Here is a 20,666-nt window from a genome sequence, read left to right as displayed (position 1 = left end):
CGTCTTCTCCTAGAAATCCTTCCGAACACCCCGCAGTCGCTCGGACAGCTGCTGCTGTTCGATCCGCAGGTCTCGCATCATGGTTACCTGACGGCGGCGAGCCATCAGGTGCATGAAGCGAAGGAAACTCAGCGAAATCGCACCGGTGCCGACGAACGCGGCGACCGATTCCGACCAGGGAACACAGCAGACCGCCAGGATCAGGCAGAGGCTTGGCTCGACCGTTTTTGCCCGCTCTTCCGTTCGGATGAACGGAATCCAGAGAGCGAGCCACGGCCAACCGTCGTATTGACTGTGCTCGTGGCGGCCGCGGCAATATTGGACGAAGGAAAAAAGCCGCTGGCAGAGAAGTGCGACGAACCAGATCTTCAGATAGGTGATCATCGCATAATCTTCGGTTCCGCAGATGGTCAGGATGAGGAGGATCAGCGCCGCAACGCCTGCAAAACCGGGCATGCCGATGCCGAAATTCCGGCGGATGAAGGGCGTGATGCAGAGGCTATGGGCCAGTGCGAGGAGGTAGAGAAAGTTGACGCCGGCCCGGAAGTCATCGACGGGGTTTGGAACCTGTTCGCCTTGCGACATGATTACTCCTGAAGAAAGGTGCAGCGAAGCCAGTTTTCACCATTAGAAAATGGCTCTCCCGAGCGGATGACGATGGCATCGCACGCAAGATCGTTGGCGATTCCCCCCGTCCTCAGACCATTGATCAGGACGTTCTCCTGCAGCACCGGCGTGTACTGTTCTGAGAAACTGCCCGTGAGACGCGGCTGACCGAACAAGTCGTCGAAAACATCGCCGCCGGGACCGCTGGAGCCGCCAAACATCGTTTCGCGCCGCTGGCCGAGTTTCTTGGCGGCCCATTCGGCAGTCACGGGATCTACGGCATGCAGGATCGTGTGCGTGAAATTCGCCAGTAGAGCCTGCGCTCGATGCTCCCGCGCTTCGCCGCCGAAGTTGGCGTAATAGCCCGGCAACGACTGGCTGAGATAGACAAGGCAACCCAGATGGGAGCGGCACTGGGCGATGTAATGTGCGTCATAGCTGGAAACCAGCTGTTGGGCTTCGTCAACCCAGATCACGTTGAAGACATCCTCGGCAGCAGCAGTCCGCCGAAGGACACTCCATTGCGTTGCGTACTTCCAGGCTGAGCAAACAAGCTTCCCCGAGCTGCCCCAGACCGACGGCGACATATCGACGATGATCCATTTTCCCTCGAACATGTCGTTCGGGCTGACGTTGGATTCGCCTGACAAAAGTTCTTTGACGAGGCCGGTGTTGAAGACAGCGAGGAGCCCCATCACTCCGGCCAAAACGCTGCTCCGGGTACGATCCGCCATTCTCGGATACTCACCAAGCCAGTAGTCGACCGCCTGGGCACAGTCGTGCTTCTGCAGCTCGGTAGACGCGGCCTCGTGGGCCGCACGCAGCAACTGACAATGTGGTCCATGCTTCCACTGCGCATTCTCCAAGTCCTCCGGTGTCTGAGCGGCACCGTTGATGAACGCCTGAAGGGCCGGGGCTGAGACGCTACCCGTTGCCAGCTTCACAATCTCGACCGCGTAATACAGCATCCGATCCTGCTGCTGCTCCCAGAACGGGTCCTGGCTTGAGCTGCCTTTTGCCTCGTGGCTGCCAAGACACTCTCCGATGATCCGAATGCAGTCAGTGATGCTTCGCGTCTGCCCGTCCTCATTCATGATGAAATTGAGGAGGTTGAAGCGCAATCGCTCGCGCGGCGAGAAGATCCACAGCTCGCGATCCCGTCCTGCGGCGTGGAAGATAGCTTTCCACATGGCGAGATCCTCAGGTTTTGCAACGAGAATCAGCCCGCCGCTTTTGGCGTTGCGCACAATCTGCGTTCCCAGCAACTTTCCTGAACTAGACGTCTTGCCCGACCCGACCCGGCCGAGGATCGCAACACCGCCATTGAGAAGATCGCGGATGGTGAACGGGTCGCCGGTAGGCCAACGAAACAGCACTGCATCCAGCGGTGAGCTTCGAGACGATGACCGCCGTCGCCGGTGACGTGAAAAGAAGAATAGAAGCATGACGACGAGCGTCAGGCCCAGCATTGCAGTTGGCACCATGTCTCGACTCGCAAATTCACACGTAAGAACCCCCGCTTGGCGTTTCTCCACTTACATCAATCACAAACGCGGCCTATGGCTGATCGCGAGGCAGATCGCAGCAGCGGATCTGCACCAGTACGAAAGCCAACGGAGGAACGACGCAGGGGGGAGGGAGGAGCGGCCAGGTCGGAGGTCACGTCGATGCGCAGGCCTTGTCGCGGAGCATGCGCACAAACGTCGGCAGCGCGATTCCGGATGGCCTGTGCTTTCTGGCCTGCGCCAGGCATTCTTCGAGCGTCAGGATGAACGTCTCGAGATTCAGATCGTCCCCTGCAACTGTCACGGACCGTCCATTTTCAAGGACCGCGGTGACGCGTTTGGATGCGACGCCTGGCTCATCCGCCGATCTCTTGGCGGCGCGCCTGGCTCCCACCAAAACGTCGCGGGTCGCGTCGCCGCGAATCACGCGATCAGCCGCCGCGGCCTGCGCCACCGGATCGGCGATCTGGGCCAACTCACAGGCCGCACTCATCGGGATGCGGCCTGTATCAACCTCTTTCTGCATTTCCTCTGGCAGCGTCAGAAGCTTGAGCAGCCGGGACACGGTCGGCCCGGAGAGGGCAAGACGCGTTGCGACTTCCACTGCCGTCATTTTGCCAGATTCCATCAGCTGCGCAATGGCGCGCGCCTTCTCCATTGGCCTCAAATCGGCACGATGCAGATTCGCAGTCGTTTGCAGGACCAGAAGCTCGGCGGGCGGTATCGCTCCATCGCGGACGATCGCCGGCAGGTGCGACTTGCCGGCAAGGCCCGATGCACGAAAGCGTCGCTCCCCGTCAATCATCAGATGCTCGCGCGGCGCCAGCCGTTGCAGGATCACCGGGACCAGAACGCCATTGACCAATATGCTCTGGGCCAGCTCCTTGAGCGAGTCCTCATCGAACTCCTGTCGAACTTGCTTGCGGCACACAATCTCTGACAGCGGAACGTCTTGAATGTCATTCGGCATTTTCGACTCTCCCAAAAGAGAAGGCGGTCACCTCGCAAGAGCGAAGCGAACCGCCGAACGTGAAAGAGGACTGTCCAAATACCGGATCGGCGGAATTACACGGTCGCCGGTCCATTGAGGATTTCGGCGATCTTACAGCCACCGGCCACCAGGGCCGCGAGATCATCGCCCCATCCCAGCAGGGGGATGATGTCCGGGATGAAATCGAGCGGCGATATGCAATACACCAGGACGAGAAAACCCACGAACGTTGCCTTGATCAGCTTCACAATTATTCTCCTTGTGAGGACGCGGGAAGGCGTTGCCAAGCCATCTGCTTTACATCGCCTGACGCCCCAATTTTACAGCGGACATTTGTCATGCTTTCGTCGCACGCATGAAGGCCAAATCAGCCGGCGGAAAAGCCACTGGAGGAACAGAGCCGTTAGCATGAAGGACCTCCACATCGGCGTGCGAGGAATGGGTTGGCATCGGCTTTACTCTCACGCTATTGCAACGTCCGCGGATGCGGTGAACGCACGATCCAAGTCGCCTTGATGCCTCACATTCACCTGCGTGTGGCGTATCTATGCGTCGGACGCAAGATCGCACATCTTCCCCCTCAGCACTGGACGCATTTACGCCGATCACACTCGATACCGATCAACCGCCGCAGCACCACTGACGGCTTTCACCTACGCAATTCTTACAATCGATGACGGCCGAGCAATGCGTGTAGCAATAATGTCACAGACATGCGGGCTTAAATGGCGAAATCACAATCACTGATGGCAATCGAGGAGACATCGCGCTAACCATTCTTGGATGAAGTTCTCGGATCATCCACTCAACAAAGAGATGAGCGAATTCTTGTGCTGGCTCTGGGACAAGGTCGATGAGGGCCATCTGTCCGCCAAGCGGCGAAGCGACATTGTTCATGAAGCCAACCTCATCTTTGACCGTTCTGGGCTAACCAAAGCGCCCGACGCTACGCCAATTGCGGTTGCCGTTTTCCGCCACTCGTTGCATGTCATGAAGGAAAAGACGATCGAGGCTTGCCCGGAACTGGCCGACGAGGTACGAAATATGGGTTCGGGCCAAAGCCGTTGAGGCCAACGGTGAGGGTTGACACACCCTGGGCTCATCTCGTGCGTCGGACGCAATTCGAGCGCATTCCTTTGTGGGAAAACACCCGTCCGAGACGCATATCACCTCGGGAGATTTCAGATGTCCTCGTTGGAAACGCCATTTGTCAGCCCGCATTGGTCGCTCTCGGAAGGGACACGTACCCGCGAGAACGAAGCGTGGAGCAAGAAATGCGGCCGCTGCATCACAATCAAAGACGAATACAACCAAGAGGTCTGGAAAGCTTGGGTATCCCATCACTCCAGCCTGTGGAAGCTCGACGACGTTCCGCGTGTCGAGATGGCAACAGATACGGGAAGAAGTGAATCCCAGATGAGTCGTTGGGTAACTCACGCCGAAATCGGCCCCGGCGTCATGGTCAACTATGGAATACAGCACAACCTTCCGTTTGAATCAATCTCACCGGCTCGCGCGTCCCTGGCTGGGCTTGCAGGAGCCTTCTGTATCGCCGATTGGTTGAGAAGGACAGAGAACGCGCGGCCGAACCGGACAGGGAAGAAGTCTTTGAGCCTGGGAAACCTGGACCCCGATGTCTGTTTGCTGCTTGCCATGGCTTCGGGTCACCTTTTGGAGGACTGGCACATATTGACAAAATGGTCGAGCTTTGACGCAATCGAGCGGGACGTTTTGTGGCAGAAACTGGCCGGGAGGCTTTCTGCTCGCATGTCTCTTTTGGGCACGTTTGAGACCCGATTTGTGTCGCGCGCAAAGCTGTATTTTGACGATCGCTTGAGTAAACCCACTCCCCGTCCAGCACTGATTCGAGCGATCAATGACATCTGGGCGATTCATCATTTGGATATCGACCGCGTGCTTCACAACTGTTTGAACATGACGTGCTGGAGTGATCCCGCCGATCAATGACGATTGCACGAACCGCAGATTCCGGAACTTCAGTTTCCACCACTACCACCCCTAATCGGAGGCTCCAATGACTCGCATCCCCCCCTTGAATCCAGGAAGCGTTTCTGACACTCAGCCACCTCATTCCACTGGCGCAGATACAGAGCGTAGATTGGACTTTCGCGACCAGCTCGCAAGCGAAGCTACACTTCCTGCGGCGGGAACCGAGATCCGCGCCGCCATCACGCGTGTCCTGGCTGCGCAATCGGATGTCAGTAACGAACAGCTCTACGACACGGTCTATGCAGAGCTGAATGGAGCCGAGCCCCTTCTTGCGCCTCATCTGCTCTGCTTCATCGACCAGTTTTGCATCAGATTGCGAGATGTTCTTCGCGAGATTGCAGCTGCATCCATTGCATCGGAGGACGCCGCGAAACCTGAGAGTGAGAAGAACACGCCGTACGTTCGCTCAGTTACGACCCCTTACTTCGCATCCCAGTTCCCAGCTCAAGCGATCGAGCGTCTCGACGCATTCGCGGCACTGCAGGTTTCTGACCCATCAGCCGCACGGATCTTCGCGTTGAGCCATTTCGCAGGCTGTGCTGACAGCGAGATCGCCGATCTGCTGGAGCTTCGAGCGGGCGCAGTTCGCATTTCTCGCATTTCCGCCGTGAGCCTTGTCTGCGGTGAGCACCATTCTGACGAAGACGCGTTTTCGCCTGCCCAATAAAACCGCACGCCTCATCTAGGTGAAAATCCAATGGACGAAATCCCGCACACGTTCACGATCGCCGATATCCGTCTGCTTGTTGAGCAAGTGGTCGCGACCTATCCGGTCCAGCCCACAATGAATCGCACGGAACTTCACGAGATTCACCTCGCGCGAGAACGAGCCGTGCGAACTCAGTGTGACGTGACCGCGCCGCTAGCCCATGCCATGGAATTGCTTCGACTTGTTGCGATCGAAGACATCGAGGAGGTGCGAAAGGCGGAGATCCGGAAGGAAGATCCGGAAAAGCTTTGGTATCCGGTGAATCGTCAGGATGACCTCTCCGGATTCCTGCCGCTCGAAATGCTCGGTCGCGGGCAAACCTCCGAAGTATACAAGTGTAAGACCCGCTTCTCCGACGTCACCGTGGTGCTGAAGCTTCTCAAGAGCGATGAACAGACTCTGCGAACGAACCGCGCCCTTCGAGAAGTGCAGATCCTCTTTAAAAGGGTTCATCCCAATATTGTGCGAGTCTACGACGCGGGCCATATTCTGACACCGGAGGACGGCGAGACTCCCTATATCGCAATGGAGAATCTCGAGGGAACGACCCTTCGAAAATGGATCGAGGAACAAGATCGCTCTGTCATGCCAATTCGAGCTATTGAGAGACAAGCTGCGGAAATCGTTGCGGCGCTTGCCGAGGCTATTGACCATTGCCATTACAGCGGTATCGCTCATGGCGACATTCATCCGAACAATGCCTACCGCTGTGAGAATGGCGTCGTGAAGCTTATCGATTTTGGTTGCGCCGGCGGGCGAGAACACGTCCCTTCTGCGAATGCGCCGGTTGGTTACAGGGATGCCTTCCACGAGCCTGGTACAGAAGGCTGGCAGATGTCAGGTGATCGATATGCACTGGGCGCAGTGCTGGTTTTCTGCGCGACCGGCCAGGAGCCGCCGGTCAAATCGCGTCGTGCGGGGACATCCGCGTGGACAACCGCCCTGAATGATTTGCCGATTCACGATCCCGCGCTAAAAGCCATCATCAGCAAGGCGATGGCGTACCATCCGTTTGACCAGTATGCTCGGGCGCGAGATTTGGCCGAGGATCTGCGGCGTTGGTTGAACAACTTTCCCGTCTTATTCGCGCCGGTGAATTACACTCGCTTGGAGAAAGAGAAGTTGCTGGTCAGGCGCTGTTTTAACACGGATGACGAAACTGATCACTCGCATCTCATTGGGCGATCAGCCTTGCTCCTCGCACTCCTGATCGGTCTCGCCGCAGTCGCGAACGGCTGGCTCGTTGAGGCAGGGTACCCGGCGAATGAGGCGTTCATCAAAGTGGGGGGAGTGCTGAACGTGTCGGTTCTGGTACTGATCTTGACCTTTCTTAGCCTTGCGCGGTGGAGATCAGTCGCGATGAGGATGTACGAACCTATGCTCGCGACTCTCGCCGCGTGTGTCATCGTGTTCTTCATCTACGCACCCTCGGTGTTGCTTGGTGTTCCAACCTCAGAGCAGATCGTCGAGGTATCGAAGTTCTTCCTGATCGTGCTCTGTCTCTCCAATATCCTCGTTGGGAGCACACTTCCCCGGTGGAGGAGCACGAAGATCTTGGGTTGGGTTGGCTTGGCGCTCACCATCGGGTTGAAATTCGTTCCGATGAGTATGTGGTGGTCAAATCACATGTATCTTCCAATTGCAGCCATGGAGCTGCTGGGATGCGTGGTGTTCGCCATGTCGCACCTCGGACGGGACCGGCGGATGCTCGTTCAGCCACAATCGCCTTTAGAGGCGCGTTAACAGTTCGGGTTCGCTCGCTTGGCTCTTGAGGTAAATAAAGGACGTTATTTAGCTCTAATGGGCGAGGGGCGGGATCGGGGCAGAACGAAAGTGCTTGACCGAATCTCCGATTTGTGGCTTTGTAAATGAAGGTGCCACAAAAGGAGAAACACGGCATGCAGAATTTTACACCCCTTGACGCCCATGTTTACCGGGCACGGCTTGATCGGTCCGGACGGATTGTGCTCCCACAGCCTGTCCGCGAAGTGTTGCAGCTTGCGTCCGGCGATGAGGTGCTGGTCGTCCAGACGGCAGACGGCTATCGCATCGAAACCCCCGAACAGGCGCTGAAGGCCGCCCAGGACTACTTCTGTACCCTCGTTCCGCCCGGAATAAGCGTAGTCGATGAGTTGCTGGCGGAGCGGCGCGATGAGACGCGGCGGGAGGAGACTGAAGAGGCCGGATGGCAGGAAAAGCAAGCTATGACGAGGCCGCGTGAGTAAGGCGGTCCTCGACGCTTCCGCCTTACTGGCAGTATTGAACCGCGAGCCCGGGGTAGAGATGGTGGCGCCGATTTTGTACGCGGCGACCGTCTCGGCAATCAATTACAGTGAGGTGCTAAAGAAGGTCATCGAACGCGGCGGCGACATTGTCCTGATGTCGCAATTCCTCGATCGCCAGCAATTGAACATCGTCCCATTCGATCGCGAACGCGCAATTGCCGCCGCATCCATTCTGCCGCACACGAAAGCTCATGGACTGTCCTTCGCTGACCGTGCATGCCTGGCAGCAGGCAAGGAATTTGGTCTCACCGTCTACACGGCCGAGAAACGAATGAGCGAAACAACGCTGGACGTGTCGGTGCAACTGATCCGCCAACACAAGGAGCATTGATGGCAACCGCTGGTCGCAGGGCGCGAAATCGATGACGGGGCCGACGCTGATCCAAGAAAGCGGACGTGTCGGTCTGCTGACGCCCCCAGCTCCACAGATCATTATCGAAGCAGGGACCGCCGCAAGTTTTGCCTGGGATGAATTCTTTTCGGCCACGATCCGCAATCCGCACACTCGCGCCGCCTATCGCCGTGCGGTGCTGCGATTCCTCAATTGGATGGGGCCGTTCGACCTTCCACTCGCGCGGATCACGCCAGCCCATGTCGGTCGTTTCCTCGATGAGTATCCGGGAAGCGTGCCCTCACGCAAGCTCGCGCTCGCGGCATTGCGTGCGTTCTTCGACCTGATGGCCGTCCGGCAGGCGATATTCCTAAATCCTGCCGCCAGCGTCCGCGGCGAGCGATATCAGGTCGTCGAAGGCAAGACGCCGGAGATCAGCAAGCAGCAGTTACGAGAGCTGTTCGCATCTTTTGATCTGACACGGCCCGTAGGCCTGCGGGATCGCGCGATCATGGCGACGCTCGTCTACACGGCTGCCCGCGATGGTGCGGTTGCCGCACTCCGTTTGGGTGACCTGCAGTGGGACGGCACACAGTATCACCTTCGTTTCTCGGAGAAAGGTGGCAAGTCGCGACTGATCCCGGTGCGTCACGATCTGCAGAGCTACTTGGTCGAGTATCTTGCAAGCTTCGACTGGAAAGCATCGCCCAAAGACAGCCCACTCTTCCGCTCGGTCGCCGGTCGAACCGGCGCGCTGACCTCGAAACCGATTCGAAACGTCGATATCTGCAGGATGATGAAGCGACGACTTCGCGACGCCGGCTTGCCCCTTCACCTGTCTCCCCATTCCTGCCGCGTAGCGACTGTGACGAATCTGCTTGAAGAGAACGTACCGCTGGAGGACGTGCAGTTCCTGGCGGGGCATGCGGACCCGCGCACCACTCGTCTCTATGACCGGCGTCAACGCAAGGTGACCCGCAACACTGTCGAGAAAATCTCGCTCTGATCGATTCTGAATAGACGAATCGCGAAGGCGATCGCCAGACCGTAAGGGATGTGTGCCTGTTCGGAATCTTCAAGCTCGATTTGAACTGCAATGTCGCCCACTGCTCCTAGCGGGTCCGTCTCGATTCTCCCGGCTTATGAATACGTGCCGATTTCGCACGCATTGCTGCTCAATTCCCTGGCAGGAACGATCGTTTGCGCAGGAGCAACACCATTCCGTATCCACTGTGCAGGTAATGCCTTATGTAATCGTGAATCACCCCGCGGTAGCCGGCATCGACGTTGCCAAGCATCCTCCCCGGAGGAGTTCATGCAGAATATCGCGCGGTCGCTTTTGGCATGTAGCCTCGCATTCTTTGCCGGCGGGCTACAGGCGGATCAACAGACCGGAACTCGCTGCCGATGCAACACGCGGTGTCTGTCGCGGTCACAGTCCGGTGGCTGGTTCACCTATCGCTCTGAGAATTTCGAACTTCGCTCCCGCACGGTACTGAGCGATGCGGATTACATCGTTCGCCGTTGTGAGGAGACACGCAGCGTCCTACTGGCAACCTGGATGCCCCCTTTCGCCGACAAGGCATGGGTTACGCAATGCACCGTCGTCGTTCATACAAGCGCTGGTGCCTATTCCCATCAGACAGGCGCGAATGCCGCGACCAAAGGCGTTTCTTCGCTTGAGATCAACGATGGTCGCGTCTGGAAACGACGCGTCGATCTTCTCGCTGATGCGCCGGGATGGTGCGACGCGGTGATTCCCCATGAACTGACGCACATCGTTCTCGCTGACCGATTTACTGCTCATCAGATTCCGCGGTGGGCGGACGAAGGATTCGCCATCCTTTCCGAGTCAGGAAACCGGCTGGCTGAGTCCCTACATCTTGTCGATATTTCCAACCGCTCCGGCGAGCTTATCCCCCTGCGTGATTTGCTGACTGCTTCAACATACCCTCAGCCGCCTTCAAGGGCGAAGCTGTTCTTTGCACAGAGCGCGGCCTTTTCGGCATTTCTTGCGCAGGATCACCAGGAATTGCTCGCTCTGCGATTCGCGGAGACGGGCAGTGAGAAAGGGTATGACAAGGCAACCACTGACTGTGCTGCAGCCACTGATTTAGAGGATCTGGACGCGCAGTTCCATGTCTGGCTACGACAGAGAGATGTCGAAGCCCCGAAGCTGGTCAAACAAAATGCAGACCGTCGCGAGGCCATTCTTTCGACCGCCACCATGATCGACTGAATAGAAGTGCGGGCGACATGGAATTCCATGTCACCCGCGGCGCAACCACTTCCACGGCAGTGATGTTAGAACGGCTTGCCGAAGCTTCGACGCCACGCTTCGATTGAATTGCGCTCGGCATGAGGTGCGTATCGCATGGGCCCAGAGTTACGCGGCGCGGGCACCGATGGCGCATAGGCCGGCGTGACTGCCGGAGCTGTCTCCGCAGGCTGATATGTACTTTGATACTGAATTCGTCCATTCGCCTGCGGCGCGCCGATGGGGGCTGGCGTCACCATCGGCATGGGCACCACGTGACCGGGCTGCTGATGATGGCAGGTGCAGTGTCCCGCCTGAGCCGATGGAATTGCGACCAGCGCCAAGGCGACTGCAGGTAACCCGCTTCGGATGAAACGAAACATCGAACGTTCCTTTCAAATGCAGCCGAGCCGATGGCCAGACTGCGGACAGGGCATCCGGATCGAATGCGTTCCGGACGCGAGGGATAGTGAAAACGCTTTACTGGCAGAACCACCGGCGAACATCATTTCATCGCGCGACAGGCTTTCTCACACTTCCGACATTCCTTGCCGCACTTGGCCATGTGCTCGTCACCAGGATGCTTCTCGCACTCGGCCGCGCAGCCGCCGCAAATATCCGCGCAGGCCGTGCAGAGATGCTTGGCATACGGGCCACCACGCGCCGCCAAAGAGGCCGCGGTGCCGCACACATCTGCGCAGTCCAGGCAGGAGCGCATGCTGGCGGCGTGGGCTTTGTTCCCCTGCTCGACGAGGCCGGCACAGTGCGAGGCGCACATATCGCACGCGATCTGACACGCGGCGCACGCCGCGGCACATTCCTGCATTGTATTCTCTTGATGTTGCATTTTTGATACTCCACTGCCGCGAATGTTTGCGGCGAACTTTAGGGATGAAAATCCCGGCCCGACGAGGTGGTCAGACCAGGAGCTGCGTCAGCTGTAAGCATTGACTATTTCGACTGGCCGGCGTGCTGAGCCATTTCACGGCATGCTTTTTCACATTTGCGACATTCCTTTGCGCATTTGGCCATCTCAGCGTCATCCGGATGCTTCTCGCATTCCTTAGCGCATCCCGCGCAGACGGTGGCGCATGCTTCGCAGATATGCGCCGCATGCGGTCCGCCGCGGGCCGCCGACTGAGCGGCGGCCGCACAGATATCCGCACAGTCCTGGCAGGACATCAGCGTCATCAGATGCTGTTTCTTCCCATCGGCCACCAGATGCGCGCAATGCGTCGAACACATGTCGCACATGAGCTGACAATCGGCGCAGGCTTTTGCGCACGCCTGCATCGCGGCGTCATGCTCGGGATGATCGGCTGTCTTTCCCTGAGCACCCGCCCGCCCTCCCAAGCCGAGGGATGCCAAGGCTGCTACTCCCGCCACTCCAAAATCCCGTCGCTTCATGGTCCTCTCCTAGATAAGAAACGTCGCCTTGAAAGAGGGTCTCTCAAGACCGTTCTGTCGAGACAGCCTGCAAACGCCAATCCAATCCTGCGAGGAAAAACATTAGCGATCGTGCATTTAGAGCCTCTGCGCAACCTCCCCGACCGGCCCGCTTACAGGTCGAAAAGAGCATTGTGCCGCGGCTATTTTGGATTGACGCGAACCTCTAGACCTTGGCGATGGTCGCTAAACCCCCTTCGTGGTTGTTCGGCGACTGCCGAGTAGCGGGCGAAGAGTGCGTATAGACCTTTCGGCCGAATTTGAAGAACAAGGCCGGCGTCACGATCTGATCGAGCAATGTCGATGTCAGCATTCCGCCGAAGACCACCAAGGCGAGCGGATAAAGGATCTCCTTCCCCGTCTGGCCGGCTCCGAACAACAGCGGCAGAAGTCCGATGAAGCTGGTCGTCGCCGTCATCATGACCGGCGCGAGGCGCTCCAGGCTGCCGCGAATGATCATCTCTTCTGAGAAGGTCTCGCCCTCGTGCTGCATCAGATGGATGTAGTGCGAAATCATCATGATTCCGTTGCGGCTGACAACGCCGATCAGCGTGATGAAACCGACCCAGTGCGCCACCGAAAGACTGGTGGCCCCGATCCACAGTTCCGGCCATTGCGACAGTGGCGCCGCCTTGAGCGTGTCCCAGGCCGGCCGGTTGACCAGCAGCAGGGTCACCACGGAACCAAATGCCGCCAAGGGAATGTTCGCCATCACCTGCAGTGCGGCCCGCCAGGATTCGAGCGCCTTTGCCAAGAGCAGGAACACGCCGACAATGCTGAGCGCCCCGAGAATCAGAAGCCGCCGCTGGGCGTCCTGCTGGGCTTCAAACTGTCCGCTGATTTCGACGTAGTAACTTCCCGGCGCCGCGGTGAGTTTACTTTCGACCGGAGCGATGGCCTTGCGGATATCACCGACCACGCTTGCCAGGTCGCGTCCCTGCACATTGCAGAACACGACGATCCGCCGCTGCACATGCTCACGATTCAGCGTGTTGGGACCGGTTGTATCGAGGATTTCTGCGACCTGATCGAGTGCAATCCGGCGTCCGGAAGGTGAGTCGATCACGGTTTGATTGATGACCTCGGGATCGCTGCGAGACGCGGCGTCGTACCACACTACGAGATCGAAATAACGATCCTCATCAAGGATCTGCGAGACGACGCGGCCCTTGTAGGCCGTCTCGGCGAGCTCGGCGATATCGCCGGGCGTCAGTCCGTGACGCGCCGCCTCTTCCCGATTGATCTTGAGCCGGATCTGAGAGATCTCGACCTGTGGTTCAATCTGCAGATCGACGATACCCGCGATCGGCTGCATCCGCTCCTGGATGTCGTAGGCAGCGGTCCGCAGTTCACGCAAATCCTGGCCGAAGACTTTGACCGCGATCTGCGCGCGGATTCCGGACATCATGTGATCGAGGCGATGCGAGATCGGCTGTCCGATATTGACTGCCGCGCCGGGAATATTCGCGATCCGGTCGCGAATATCCGCGATGACCTGTTCGCGCGGACGGCCCTGAGTCTGGTATCCCCAAAGATGGGCGACGGGAATCAGGCGAAGGACGCCGTAGAGCTTTCCCTCGCGAGGCACGCTGTACTCTGCCAGCGCAACGTCGAGTTCCGATGAATTGACGCCCTCGGCATGTTCATCCAGTTCAGCACGCCCCGTCCGCCGCGACACGGATAATACTTCGGAAACGTCGAGGATGGATCGCTCCGCCTGCGTCGCGATCCGTTCGCTTTCGCCAAGGCTCGTGCCCGGTTCCATCCTGACATTGATCGTAAGCGTGCCTTCGTTGAAGGGAGGAAGGAATTCTCCCCCCATCCAAAAAATGCTGGCGCAGGCGATCACGACCAGCACCGACATGACGCCCAGAATCAGCGTGGCGTGGCGAAGCGTATAGCGCAAGACGACCGTATCGACCGCTTTGAGCCATCGCATCAGCAGCGGGTCGCGCTCCTCCTCCAGGAATTTCGCACCCGGCAACAGCAGTGAGCCGAGCACGGGAGTGAAGGTCAGCGACACCACCAGTGAGCACAAAAGCGCGATGATGTAGGAAATGCCCAGCGGGGCGAACATGCGTCCTTCCAGACCGGACATGGAGAACAGGGGGAAGACCACGAGAATCACGATCAAGGTGGCGTAGACGATCGAATTTCGGATCTCGGTCGAGGCCTCGTAGATCACCGTCAATGCGGGACGCTGCTCTGGCGCGGGCAGACGACGATTCTCCTTCAGCCGCCTATAGATGTTCTCGATATCGACGATCGAATCATCGACCAGATCCCCGATCGCCACGGCGATGCCGCCGAGCGTCATGGTGTTGATGGTGATGTTGAACCAGTGAAAGACCAGGATCGTCAGCAGGATCGACAGCGGCATGGAGGTCAAAGAGCTGACACTCGTACGAAAATTGCCCATGAAGAAGAACAGGACCACGACGACCCAAATGGCACCGTCCCGCACCGCTTCAGTGACATTGTCCACCGCGGCTTCGATGAAATCGGCCTGCCGGAAGATGCGGCGCTCAATCTGGATGTCGCCCGGCAAGTCCTTCTGAAGCTGATCGAGCATCGCATCGATCTTGCGATCCAGAACGAGCGTGTCCGCATTGGGTTGCTTCTGCACGGTGAGAATGACGGCCGGCCCGCCGCTCAATGCCGCCGGGGCCGGCTCGTCATGATGATGTGCGTGCTCGCCATGTTCATGGTCGGCGGCTGCCGGCAGTTCTCGTTGAACGGCGTCCCTGGCCTCCTTGCCCTCTGGTGCGACTTTGACCCAGACGCTGCCATTTCCCCGCGCGATCGGGCCCCCAAACTGCACATCGGCGACGTCGCGAATGAGCACCGGAATCGGCTCCCGCCACAGCACCGGTGTGCTCGCGACGTCCTCCAGCGTCAGGCTTTGACCGCTAACGCGCAGCAGCGACTCTTTGGGAGGCCGCACGACGATGCCGCCGCTGGCCAGCACATTGGCTTGCTGCGCGGCATCAGTCAGCTGCTCGAGTGTGACGCCTTGTGCCGCCAGCCGCGCAGGCGACGTGACGATTTGATATTGCTTTAGGACGCCGCCCATCACGGTGACCTGGGACACGCCCTCCACCGCCAGCAGGCGATTTCTCAGCGTGAATTCCGCCAGCGTTCGCAGTTCCATCGCCTTGGTGGCGGCCGCCGCTTCATCAGACGCCGTTGCTGTCGACCGGACGCCGAGCAACATGATCTCGCCCATGATGGAGGAGATCGGGGCCATCACCGGATTGGCGTCCTGCGGCAGCCGCTCCCGCGCCAGCTGCAGCTTCTCTGCCACGATTTGCCGGTCCTGGAAGATGTCGGTTCCCCAGTCGAACTCGACCCAGACGATCGACAGGCCGATGCCCGACGACGAGCGAACACGCTGCACGCCAGTCGCGCCGTTGAGCAAAAACTCGATCGGTCGCGTGACGAGAACTTCGACTTCTTCCGGCGCCAGCCCCGCAGCCTCGGTCATGATGGTGACGGTCGGCCGGTTGAGGTCGGGAAAGACGTCCACCGGCATCTGTCGCAGCTGGATTACGCCATAGACCACCACCGCAGCTGCCGCGATGAGCACCAGCAGGCGATTGCGAAGCGAGAAAAGGATGATGGCATTGAGCACGAAACATCTCTTCAGCGAACGGAAGCGTAAGCGGTCTGAAGCTGGGGAACGCCGCCCACGGCGATGCTCTCCCCCCTGGCGGCGCCCTGGCGGATCTCCACGAACCGGTCGTCCGATGTGCCTACCTGCACGCGCCGCCGCTCAAACGTGCCATCACTCTTGCGAACAAAAACAAAGGTCTGCAGCCCGTCTTGCACGATCGCCGATTTGGGAACCCCCAGGACCGGCGGCGGTGTAGCAATGCGGATGACGGCTCGGGCCAGCATGTTGTGCAGAAGCAGCGGCTCGGACGGTGCATCCAGCTCGATCCATGCTGCCAACGTCCGGCTGCCGGCGATCTGACTCGGTCCGATCCGCGCCACCTTGCCGTCGAATTGCCGGTCCGGATAGGCCGACAGCCGTACGCGCGCGTGTTGACCAATGGCGACTTTGGCCGCCAGCCGCTCCGGCAGGAACACCTGAACTCTCGGCCGGGTCAGGCGATGAATCTCGAGCATCGGCGAATTCGCCGGCCAGGTCTGACCGAGCACGCCGTCAAAACGCACCACGCTGCCTGCGAAGGGCGCGCGGATCGTCAGCGATTCAGCGACCCTCCGGCTCGCAAGAATCTGGTCGAGCTCCGATGCACCCAATCCGATCGTCAGGAGCTTGTCGCGCAATGCTGCAACGCGGCCGGTCGCTCCGAGGACCTGCTTTTCGGTTTCTGCCAGGACGCGCGGCGAAACGCCCTCACCCGCTTCCTTGCGACGCGCGTAAAGGTCTGACCAGCTATCGAGGCTGAGCTTGGCCTGAATGAGGTCGAGCTGTACGTCCTGAAGCTCCAGGCTGGTGATTTCGATCAAGGGATCGCCTGCCGCCACCTCCTGAGCGCGATCAACATGAATGCGGCTCAAAACGCCGCTGATTTGCGCGGACACTTCGATCCGGTCCTGCGGCGCAATTTCGACGCTTCCATCGACATGGATCACTTCCTCGATCGGGCGATCCGTCAACGCTTCGAGTTTGAGTCCGATCGCTTTAGCGGTGGCGGCGCCCGGTTTCAACACGCCCAGAAAGAACAGGCTCGATAGTTCGTGGCCGCCCCGTACGACGATGCGATCGCCGGGATAGACCTCTCCGCCCACCACCTCCGCGACGTCTGCGGAACGTCGGCCAAGGACGACCGAGCGCTTGCGGTATTCTGCACCCTCGCGGGTCGACGCCTCTTCGACAAAAACATAGCGATCCGCGCCATCGCTAAAGATTGCCGCGGAAGGAACCGTCAGCGCATCGGCGGCGAGACTCGACACGATCTGAGCGGTGCCGCTCATCCCGGCAACCGGACCTGTTGTACCCGGCTCAACGTCGAGGTCCGCCCAAACGCTGACCTGATGGGTTTGCGGATCGAGCAACCGGCCAATCCGCGATATACGTGCCGAGAATTCCTTCGCCCCGAGGGCCGCAAAGCGAAGGAGCACCTGCTGGCCTTCTCGCACGCGGTGAATGTCACGCTCCAGCAGGGGGATTTCGACCCATACATGCCTCGGGTCCACGATCTCCAGGAGATGGTCGGTCGGCTCGACCAGCCGTCCGACGGCGACGTCGCTGTGAACCACGACTCCCTTGATCGGACTTGCCGCCGGAACATGAAAGCCGGCGTCGTCTGACTGCTCAAGCTGGTCGGCGGCGATGTGCAGGCCGGCCGCCTTCGCCTTAAGCACTTCCAGGGCGATTTCACTTTGCTTAACGGCCGTTTGCGCCTCGACCACGCGCTGGCCGGAGACAGCACCCCCTGCGCCAGCAGGCGCGAGCGCCTTGAGTACCGTTCGTGCAAGCTCCAGCTCACTCAACGTCTTTTGGTAGTCAGCCCGCAGCGTCTGGAACGCTACGCTGTCGAGCTCGACGAGCCTCTGTCCAGCCTGCACTTTATCGCCGGGCACGACGTGGAGCGCGGTCACTTTACCGGCGAGGCGAGTGCTGACATTGGCTCGTCTGCGCCACGGCGTAACGACCGTCGTATAGGCGTAGATCCGCGACGCAATGGTCCCCGGGCCAATCTCAACCGACTGGATATCCAGGATGTCGCGTGCCTGCTTGCTCAGCGTGACATGTCCACGCTCAACATCGACCTGCACACCTTTGCTGGGCAAGGGCTGGTGTCCCTCATGCGCCAATGCATCGGCCGCCAGCAGGCAGGCCGCCAGGCACAGAGCGACAGTCAGGCGAATCGGCGATGTCATGATCTGATCGCTCTAGGGCTTTGACTGATACGCAAAAACGACCGGCAGCGTCACGATCCGATCGTTATGGCGAAACTGGCCCCACGCCTTGTACAGGCCCGACGTCGGCAAATGCGCTTGGAACTCGACGATCCCATCGGGAGCGGTCTTGGCCTCGCTGAGCGGATGGGCGTGGACATACTCCATGCCCTTGGCACTGACAACGACCAGATGTCCCATCGCTCCGAGGTAGGGCTGCAGGTCGGCCAGGGGCTTGCCCTGCTTATCCGTCAGTCGAAATGCGATCTTGGCTGCGCCGTCGGACGGCGTGACCTTGGCGTTTCCCTGTACGTCGCCGTCGGAAAGTGGCTGGTCGATGTTTTCAATCAGTGGCGCCGCAAGCGGCGCCTCGCCGGCGACCATGAGTTCGCCTGAAGCCATCGATGCCGTCCCGCCGCGAGGCTGGTAATCGACGAAGAGGTGATACCGGCCAGCTTTGGGGAACGTATGGGACGTCGTCAGGCGGCCATCGGCCGCAACATCGGGATGGATATGCGCAAACTCGTCCAATCCCTCGCGGATCATGATGAGATGCGCAAGCTTTTCGTGCAGGAGTTCGAAGTTCGCAACGGGCTTGCCGTCGTCGCCGGGGATCGTCAGAGCCAGATTGGTCGTTTTGGCAGGCACCGGCGGCGAGGGCTCCGCGTTCACCGCAAGCGTTCGCGTCATAGCACCGGCGTTGTGACCACCGTGCGCCCCGTGACCTCCCCCTTGATGCGCTTCATGGGACGCACCAGCAGGAGTGCCTGGCGAAGGACTTGTCCCAGGACTCACCGAGGGTTGAGCCGCTGGCGGCGAGCATCCGGCAACCAACAGCGCGATGGCGCTGACGGCGACAGTTCCGCCGAAAAGCCGTCGCAGTGCGGCAAGGAGATCACGGGGCTGGCACATGGTTACAACGCTCCCTTCGGTGTGGATTTGGCGGCGACTTTCGCCGTGAGTTCTTCGGCATGCGCGACCGTCTTTGCAGGATTGGATTTGGCCTTCTTTTCACAGCCAGAACAGCAGATCCAGATCGGCTTGTCATTGAGAATGAGCTTGAGCGGCGGACCCATCTCACCCAGCGGCTCCGAAGTCACGGCGCAATAGCCTTGCGACTCAGCAAGGATACGATCTTCCGGGCTCAGCTTGGCGAGTGCCGCTTCGCGCGGAGTCTGTGTGGCGGACGTGCCGCAGCCGACCGCCGACAGCAAGACCCCGAGACCAGCGAGGAATAATATGGTTCTAAACATAAACGCCTCCATGAGGTTATCGGTGATGCAGACTAGGACTTCGGTTTTGTCTGGAATGTGCCCGCCGGGCCGCTGAGCGTCGTCGGCTTATATCCGGCCGTCTCGACCGCCTCCCAAAGCAGTTTGGGAGACGGCGCTTGCGCCTTGCTGGCGGCGACGGTCGCTTTGCCCGTCTTGACATCGACCTCGACGGTTGCCACGGCCTTCACTGCTCGAAGCTTGTTGGCCAAAGCCTTCGCGCAGCCCGCGCAGTGCATCCCCTCAATAGTGATGATGGTTTGTCCGGCCGGATCTGCAGCCTGGACCGACAACGGCGAGGCCAGGGCCCCGACGAGAGACAACATCGAAAACAAAATGGCTTTCACGGCAAGACTCCCTTGAAAAGGAAAATGAAAAAGTCGGCAGAGCGTCCTGCTCAGCGTTTGACGTACTCCGAAGGCAGCTTCACCGCCGAAGGATCGGCTTTGGCGAGCTTGACGAATTCGTCGACGCATGGAGGGCAGCAAAACTCGTAGGTTTTGCCGTCGATGACCCACGAGAACTTCGAGGTGGCCTTCGTCGAGGTGATCGGGCAGATCCGATCACCCGTTTTGGGTTGCATGTCATGGGAGGACATGAGCCCACGAAACTTTTGTGACGCGGTTACGGCGCCGTTCGCCTCGATATCCGCCTGGGTGTAGATCCCGCCCGGTGTCAGGTAGAGCTGACGTTCTTCCTCATCGGCGACTTTGCTCGGCATCGCCTCATCATGCGCCGCAGCGCTCGACTCGAAGCCGAGACGAAATCGCTCACCGGCGATGACGATGTTCGGGATGGTCACGACGACCGGACTGCCACTGAGCTCCGCCGGTAGGATGCCGACAAACTGCGAAGTCCGGTTAGCGGCGTCGCCCTCCTGCGATTCCGCAGCGAATGTGACAGGCTGCGCGTCGTTTCCGCCGACCGCCTTGACAAAGCCTTTGAGGCTCTGCGTTTCGACATCGATGACGCGGGATTCGTCCTTGCCGAGCGTGTAGAGCCGAAGTTTTCCTCCGGACTCAAAGACCGCCTCGATGTGGTAACTATCGCGGCCGAGCGATACCAGAATCCCTCCATGCTCACCCGGTTTATGACCGTGATCTTCCAGGTCTTCCGAGGCGCTTTTCACAACAGGAGACTCGGCCATTGGCGCAGCTGCAGGAGCTGACGCGATCCGGCTTTCGGGAGACGGTGCCGTCGTTGGCGAACAGCCGGCTACCGTGATCACAGATAGGGCCAGTGCAGCCACTCCGGGCCACATCCAAATCCGTCGACGTAACATAGCGATAACCTCTGCGCACAGATCGGCGGCAGCCAAAAGGAAGGATGATTGGCATGACCGCATGTCGTCGCACGATGCGGCGATCGGTTAAGCCAACAAGGGATA

19 protein-coding genes are annotated in these 20,666 nt (G+C 59.4%); 8 read left to right on the top strand and 11 right to left on the bottom strand.

What is annotated here, in order from left to right; translation table 11 throughout:
• Positions 1 to 9 precede the first annotated feature (9 nt).
• From VT03_RS31935 to VT03_RS33030, 4 genes are all read right to left on the bottom strand, one after another.
• Complete coding sequence (locus tag VT03_RS31935) at positions 10 to 585, bottom strand: hypothetical protein (RefSeq protein WP_075096754.1); 576 nt, start codon at positions 583 to 585, stop codon at positions 10 to 12.
• A gap of 2 nt (positions 586 to 587) precedes the next feature.
• Positions 588 to 2,090 carry a type IV secretory system conjugative DNA transfer family protein gene (locus tag VT03_RS31930; RefSeq protein WP_156514932.1) on the bottom strand — a complete coding sequence of 501 codons (1,503 nt, stop codon included), beginning with the start codon at positions 2,088 to 2,090 and terminating at the stop codon, positions 588 to 590.
• Between the two features lie 175 nt (positions 2,091 to 2,265).
• Positions 2,266 to 3,081: a ParB/RepB/Spo0J family partition protein gene (locus tag VT03_RS31925; protein ID WP_075096752.1), complete on the bottom strand. Its 816-nt coding sequence runs from the start codon at positions 3,079 to 3,081 to the stop codon at positions 2,266 to 2,268.
• Between the two features lie 95 nt (positions 3,082 to 3,176).
• A complete protein-coding gene (locus VT03_RS33030; protein WP_197489142.1) occupies positions 3,177 to 3,350 on the bottom strand; it encodes a YkvA family protein in 174 nt (57 codons plus the stop codon).
• 535 nt (positions 3,351 to 3,885) lie between these two features.
• On the opposite strand from VT03_RS33030, the gene VT03_RS31915 reads away from it, so the two are divergent.
• The 8 genes from VT03_RS31915 to VT03_RS31880 all read left to right on the top strand — a co-directional run bounded on the left by VT03_RS31915 (position 3,886) and on the right by VT03_RS31880 (position 10,676).
• On the top strand, positions 3,886 to 4,170 hold the full coding sequence (locus VT03_RS31915) for a hypothetical protein (RefSeq protein WP_075096751.1): 285 nt from the start codon (positions 3,886 to 3,888) through the stop codon (positions 4,168 to 4,170).
• Positions 4,171 to 4,287: 117 nt separating this feature from the next.
• Positions 4,288 to 5,070, top strand: a complete 783-nt coding sequence (locus tag VT03_RS34000; RefSeq protein WP_156514931.1) for a hypothetical protein — start codon at positions 4,288 to 4,290, stop codon at positions 5,068 to 5,070.
• A gap of 151 nt (positions 5,071 to 5,221) precedes the next feature.
• Positions 5,222 to 5,779 (top strand): hypothetical protein, encoded by a 558-nt coding sequence (locus VT03_RS31905; RefSeq protein WP_075096749.1) that lies wholly within the window; start codon positions 5,222 to 5,224, stop codon positions 5,777 to 5,779.
• A 30-nt stretch (positions 5,780 to 5,809) separates the two neighbouring features.
• Positions 5,810 to 7,564: a serine/threonine-protein kinase gene (locus tag VT03_RS31900; protein ID WP_075096748.1), complete on the top strand. Its 1,755-nt coding sequence runs from the start codon at positions 5,810 to 5,812 to the stop codon at positions 7,562 to 7,564.
• A gap of 125 nt (positions 7,565 to 7,689) precedes the next feature.
• Positions 7,690 to 8,046, top strand: coding sequence for an AbrB/MazE/SpoVT family DNA-binding domain-containing protein (locus VT03_RS31895; RefSeq protein WP_082846687.1), 357 nt, complete (start codon positions 7,690 to 7,692; stop codon positions 8,044 to 8,046).
• A complete protein-coding gene (locus VT03_RS31890; protein ID WP_075096747.1) occupies positions 8,039 to 8,437 on the top strand; it encodes a PIN domain-containing protein in 399 nt (132 codons plus the stop codon). The genes VT03_RS31895 and VT03_RS31890 overlap by 8 nt, the downstream gene beginning before the upstream one ends.
• 31 nt (positions 8,438 to 8,468) lie before the next feature.
• Positions 8,469 to 9,443, top strand: coding sequence for a tyrosine-type recombinase/integrase (locus VT03_RS31885; RefSeq protein ID WP_075096746.1), 975 nt, complete (start codon positions 8,469 to 8,471; stop codon positions 9,441 to 9,443).
• Between the two features lie 309 nt (positions 9,444 to 9,752).
• A complete protein-coding gene (locus VT03_RS31880; protein ID WP_156514930.1) occupies positions 9,753 to 10,676 on the top strand; it encodes a hypothetical protein in 924 nt (307 codons plus the stop codon).
• 969 nt (positions 10,677 to 11,645) lie between these two features.
• On the opposite strand, the gene VT03_RS33995 is transcribed toward VT03_RS31880, so the two are convergent.
• From VT03_RS33995 to VT03_RS33980, 7 genes are all read right to left on the bottom strand, one after another.
• Entirely contained in the window at positions 11,646 to 12,101 is a 456-nt protein-coding gene (locus VT03_RS33995; RefSeq protein ID WP_156514929.1) for a four-helix bundle copper-binding protein, read from the bottom strand.
• A gap of 205 nt (positions 12,102 to 12,306) precedes the next feature.
• Positions 12,307 to 15,771, bottom strand: coding sequence for an efflux RND transporter permease subunit (locus VT03_RS31865; protein WP_075096742.1), 3,465 nt, complete (start codon positions 15,769 to 15,771; stop codon positions 12,307 to 12,309).
• Positions 15,772 to 15,782: 11 nt separating this feature from the next.
• Positions 15,783 to 17,990 (bottom strand): efflux RND transporter periplasmic adaptor subunit, encoded by a 2,208-nt coding sequence (locus VT03_RS31860; protein ID WP_075096741.1) that lies wholly within the window; start codon positions 17,988 to 17,990, stop codon positions 15,783 to 15,785.
• Positions 17,991 to 18,002: 12 nt separating this feature from the next.
• Complete coding sequence (locus tag VT03_RS31855; RefSeq protein WP_075096740.1) at positions 18,003 to 18,698, bottom strand: hypothetical protein; 696 nt, start codon at positions 18,696 to 18,698, stop codon at positions 18,003 to 18,005.
• A 224-nt stretch (positions 18,699 to 18,922) separates the two neighbouring features.
• Positions 18,923 to 19,273 carry a hypothetical protein gene (locus tag VT03_RS33985; RefSeq protein WP_156514928.1) on the bottom strand — a complete coding sequence of 117 codons (351 nt, stop codon included), beginning with the start codon at positions 19,271 to 19,273 and terminating at the stop codon, positions 18,923 to 18,925.
• 20 nt (positions 19,274 to 19,293) lie between these two features.
• Positions 19,294 to 19,626 carry a heavy-metal-associated domain-containing protein gene (locus tag VT03_RS31850; RefSeq protein ID WP_197489141.1) on the bottom strand — a complete coding sequence of 111 codons (333 nt, stop codon included), beginning with the start codon at positions 19,624 to 19,626 and terminating at the stop codon, positions 19,294 to 19,296.
• 50 nt (positions 19,627 to 19,676) lie between these two features.
• Entirely contained in the window at positions 19,677 to 20,426 is a 750-nt protein-coding gene (locus VT03_RS33980; protein ID WP_075096739.1) for a hypothetical protein, read from the bottom strand.
• Between the last annotated feature and the right edge of the window lie 240 nt (positions 20,427 to 20,666).

It is taken from the genome of Planctomyces sp. SH-PL14 (assembly GCF_001610835.1).
Lineage (GTDB): Bacteria > Planctomycetota > Planctomycetia > Planctomycetales > Planctomycetaceae > Planctomyces_A.
The sequence above is the reverse complement of the archived record's forward strand: the minus strand, read 5'-3'. Positions and strand labels throughout refer to the sequence as shown.